4 protein-coding genes, 1 tRNA gene and 1 other RNA gene are annotated in these 3,278 nt (G+C 56.8%); 4 read left to right on the forward strand and 2 right to left on the reverse strand.

Annotation, left to right across the window (positions count from 1 at the left end; genetic code table 11):
- The first annotated feature begins 87 nt into the window (after positions 1–87).
- Both NW829_RS11940 and gatC read left to right on the forward strand, forming a co-directional pair.
- Entirely contained in the window at positions 88–609 is a 522-nt protein-coding gene (locus tag NW829_RS11940) for a photosystem I assembly protein Ycf3 (RefSeq protein ID WP_414350803.1), read from the forward strand.
- Positions 610–706: 97 nt separating this feature from the next.
- Positions 707–1,000 carry an Asp-tRNA(Asn)/Glu-tRNA(Gln) amidotransferase subunit GatC gene (gene gatC / locus NW829_RS11945; protein ID WP_414400282.1) on the forward strand — a complete coding sequence of 98 codons (294 nt, stop codon included), beginning with the start codon at positions 707–709 and terminating at the stop codon, positions 998–1,000.
- Between the two features lie 2 nt (positions 1,001–1,002).
- On the opposite strand, the gene NW829_RS11950 is transcribed toward gatC, so the two are convergent.
- Positions 1,003–1,074, reverse strand: a tRNA-Lys gene (locus NW829_RS11950).
- 100 nt (positions 1,075–1,174) lie between these two features.
- On the opposite strand from NW829_RS11950, the gene ssrA reads away from it, so the two are divergent.
- Positions 1,175–1,576, forward strand: a transfer-messenger RNA (tmRNA) gene (gene ssrA / locus NW829_RS11955).
- Between the two features lie 80 nt (positions 1,577–1,656).
- On the opposite strand, the gene NW829_RS11960 is transcribed toward ssrA, so the two are convergent.
- Positions 1,657–2,295 carry a Crp/Fnr family transcriptional regulator gene (locus NW829_RS11960; RefSeq protein WP_414342684.1) on the reverse strand — a complete coding sequence of 213 codons (639 nt, stop codon included), beginning with the start codon at positions 2,293–2,295 and terminating at the stop codon, positions 1,657–1,659.
- 304 nt (positions 2,296–2,599) lie between these two features.
- On the opposite strand from NW829_RS11960, the gene atpC reads away from it, so the two are divergent.
- Positions 2,600–3,013 (forward strand): ATP synthase F1 subunit epsilon, encoded by a 414-nt coding sequence (gene atpC, locus NW829_RS11965; protein WP_011433800.1) that lies wholly within the window; start codon positions 2,600–2,602, stop codon positions 3,011–3,013.
- The last annotated feature ends 265 nt before the right edge of the window (positions 3,014–3,278 follow it).

Consider the following 3,278-nt stretch of genomic DNA (forward strand, 5'->3'; position numbering starts at 1 on the left):
TATCGCTGCATAGTTGAACAGTGATGTTCAGCAGTGTTCAGCGTAAATGTATCAGATCCTTAGTCCTAAACTTAAAAGGGGTCAGCCATGCCGCGCAGCATGAAGAACGACAACTTCATTGACAAGACCTTCACCGTCATGGCCGATCTAATTCTGAAACTGCTGCCAGGGGTGAGTTCCGAGGAAAAGAAAGCCTTTGCCTACTACCGGGATGGCATGGCCGCTCAGAGCGAAGGAGAATATGCCGAGGCCCTAGAAAACTACAGAGAAGCCCTCGCCCTCGAGCAAGGGGAAGAAGACCGCAGCTACATTCTCTACAACATGGGCCTGATCTACCAGAGCAACGGCGAGCTTGACAAAGCCCTCGACCACTACCACCAAGCTCTGGAGTTAAACCCAAGACTTTGCTCTGCCCTGAACAACATTGCCGTATTGCTGCACCACAAGGGCGAGCTGAGCCTGCAAGCCGGGGATGAGGAAACAGCAGAGGCCCTGTTCAACGAGGCTGCCCAGTACTGGATTCGGGCCATTCGCATTGCCCCCAACAACTACATCGAGGCCCAAAACTGGCTGAAAACCACCGGGCGCGCCAACCTGGAGGTGTACTGAGCTTTCCTGCAGAAGGACTCCGTTCCGTTAACGCGAACGGTTGATCTCGGCTACCCTGGGCTAAGTCAAGTCGATAATCTGGGAGCCGGAGGAGAGGATGCTGAAACGGGAAGAAGTCCAACATGTTGCTCACTTGGCTCGTCTGGAGCTGACCGAGGAGGAAGAGATCCAGTTCACAGAGCAGCTAGCAGACATCTTGGCCTACGTGGAGCAACTGAAGGAGCTGGACACGGAGGGGGTAGAGCCCACCTTTCACGTCCTGGACATGGAACTGCCCACCCGCCCCGATGAAGTCGAGCCCTACCCGGATATCGAAGGGATCCTGGCCAACGCCCCTGATCGAGCTGACATGTTCTTCAAGGTGCCCCGTATTTTGGAAGAAGAAGACTGACATGGGTCGGCAGGGATTCGAACCCTGGGCCAATCGGTTAAAAGCCGAGTGCTCTACCGCTGAGCTACCGACCCAAGTTTGCAGCTTCGTCATATTAGCAAAGCTTCTGTCACATTCGCAAAGGTTCTGGCCGTATCCCCAAAAATCTTGCTATGCTGGACTCAAGTCAACCCTGGGGCTGTAACGGTTTCGACGGGGTGGCGAACATGGGTTCATGAGGCAGGTCGGGATTGAGCTTATCCCGTTACCACCAGGCTCAAAACAGTACGTGCGAACAACGTCGTACCCTTTGCTCGTAAAGCGGCTGCTTTGGCTGCCTAAGGCTCAGTAACCGAAAACTTACTCTGAGCTCGAGGATCTGCTCACGACCCCGTTAAGTGGGCGGATCACAACCCCAACGGGTGCAGCTCTCTACTCCGGCTCCGTCGAGGGAGAGACCAAGATCAGGCGGAGAACTCCCATCGCCGGGATCCAAACGGCGATCCCCGCCTCGAGGGTCAAAGAGGCTAAACCTGTGAATGAGTGATCCCTCAGTACCCATCTCGGACACGGGTTCGACTCCCGTCAGCTCCATCTCCCAGCAGTTAACTACGAGCCAAAAACTGCCAGCTTTCAGCCATGCCCTAGGAGCAGATCCTGCTCAGTTTCTAAAGGTTTTACGGAGCGTGGGCGAGTTTGATGACAAGGTGCCGGTTTTTGTCCACCGCAACCCAGCCCTGCTGACGAAAGCGGTTTAGGAGACGGGTAATGGTGACCCGGGTAGTGCCGATGGCATTGGCCAAGTCCTGGTGGGTAAGGCGCACTTGCAGGCGCACCCCTGTTGCAACCGGGGATCCCAGCTCCACAGCCAAAAGGGAGAGCAACTGGCGCAGCCGATCCTCTACCCGCCGCCGTCCGGCCAAGGCAAGCAATGCTTCGGTTTGGCGCAGCCGACGCACCACCTGCTTGAGCAGCCCTTGACTCAGGATCTCTGAGGCTTCCACCTCTGCTGCCGGCAGCCGCAGCACATCAACTGCCGTCAAAGCCTTAGCTTGGTAGGGATCCAGCATCGTCAGAGGGGATCCCAGGGGCATGGAGGGGCCGGCAAACCCCAACAACGCCTCACCGCCATTGGGATAGAGGGTGGTCAACTGCACCACCCCCCGACAGACGATCACCCATTCATCAGGAAACAAAGGGATAACCTGGCCAGGAGTGTAGGGGGATAAACTGCGGCTGCGGTAGAGGTCTTCCAGCAGTTGGCGCTCCCGTGTGGACAGGCCGGCAGCAAAATGGCTAGGCATCGCTTCAGGCATAGGCTGGCTCCGCTAGGAAAACTGGGCGCACCAGTCGTTGGGCTCCCCCTTGCAAACCAACAGCAATGGGCTGGCCGTCAATGCTGAGGTTGGGGCATGAGATAAGTGTTCCCGACAACACCTTAGCGCTTGCCTTCCAGCCTGAGGTAAAGGCAAAGTTATGCACAGGTTAAGTGTGGCTGCCTCGAGAGAAGAGACAAAAGGAGAACCCGGCAAAGCTGCGGGGATCCTAATCCGCTAGGATCGAAACCAGGGTGCTCCGCACCGCCGACGCGAAAGTGTTCAAGCCCTCAGGAGATCTGTCGTGACGCTGATGGTTCGTGTGATTACCCCCGACCGCACGGTTTGGGATGCCCCCAGCGAGGAAGTGATCCTCCCTGCCACTTCGGGCCAATTGGGCATTCTCACTGGGCACGCCCCCCTCTTGACCGCCATCGGCAATGGCGTTATGCGGGTCAAAGCCGATGGAAAGTGGTTGGCCATTGCGGTCATGGGCGGATTTGCAGAAGTCGAAAATAACGAGGTAACCGTCCTGGTCAACCGAGCAGAGCGGGGTGAAAAAGTGGATAAGGCAGCGGCTCAGGCCCTCTTGGACGAAGCAAGCAAAGTTTTGAATACCAGCAGCGACAAGCAAGAGCGCTTGCAAGCCAAGTTGGATCAACAGCGAGCCAGGGCCTTGATCCAAGCTGCCGAGATGGGCAGCAAGACTGGAAGCTGACCCTGTCCCGGCGCGGGATCTGCAGATGGAGCTCAAGCTGCAGGAGAGATGGAGGGGCTGAGGCGCAGCCAGGGGGCCATTTTCGATCTTTGGGGATTGGCTTTGTTAGCTAGACCGGCGGGAAGCCCCGCCTTCTGTTAGTGACTAGTGACTAGTGGCTGGTCACTATCCACTCACCACTATCCAGGGTAAGGGTCGGGATAAAAGGCGAGGACACGATGCTTCGTCCTTACTGGTGCTATGACCGGCGTAGCAGGATTTTATA

The sequence above is a fragment of the Synechococcus sp. R55.8 genome (assembly GCF_047461895.1).
GTDB lineage: Bacteria > Cyanobacteriota > Cyanobacteriia > Thermostichales > Thermostichaceae > Thermostichus.

Bases quoted from the DNA above. Each gene is read 5' to 3' on its own strand.
- NW829_RS11960 (WP_414342684.1), bottom strand. From the start codon at position 2,295: ATGCCTGAAGCGATGCCTAGCCATTTTGCTGCCGGCCTGTCCACACGG.
- gatC (WP_414400282.1), top strand. From the start codon at position 707: ATGCTGAAACGGGAAGAAGTCCAACATGTTGCTCACTTGGCTCGTCTG.
- NW829_RS11940 (WP_414350803.1), top strand. From the start codon at position 88: ATGCCGCGCAGCATGAAGAACGACAACTTCATTGACAAGACCTTCACC.